1 protein-coding gene is annotated in these 377 nt (G+C 49.1%); it reads left to right on the forward strand.

Translation table 11 applies throughout. The features are described from left to right. The coding region (locus AB4585_RS27840) for a DUF2813 domain-containing protein (RefSeq protein WP_372171989.1) at positions 1-377 on the forward strand (377 nt) is incomplete at both ends.

Here is a 377-nt window from a genome sequence, read left to right on the forward strand (position 1 = left end):
TGCACGACCTTGTCGATCACTACTTTTCCTATAAAACTCACTCAAGGCACGACCCTAGAGCACTGCGAGATGGCATTTTTACCTCAAGTGCGGGTAGCAAGATGTCGCTGAAGCAGTTTGTTGACCAAACCAAAGACCGACAGACTCGTTTGCTACTAATGGGGCTATTGAACAATTACCTGCAAGCAAAGGGGAACACCGAGCTACGACGTTGTGCAAGACCCTTACTGATCGTTGAAGATCCTGAGGGTCGGCTTCACCCCACTCACCTTGCTCGAGCTTGGGCATTACTGCAAATGATGCCGATGCAGAAAATACTCACCACCAATTCGGCTGTTTTACTAGGGGCTGTGCCTCTGCGAAGTATCAAACGATTG

The organism is Vibrio sp. 10N.222.49.C9 (genome assembly GCF_041474985.1).
Taxonomy (GTDB): Bacteria; Pseudomonadota; Gammaproteobacteria; order Enterobacterales; family Vibrionaceae; genus Vibrio; species Vibrio crassostreae_C.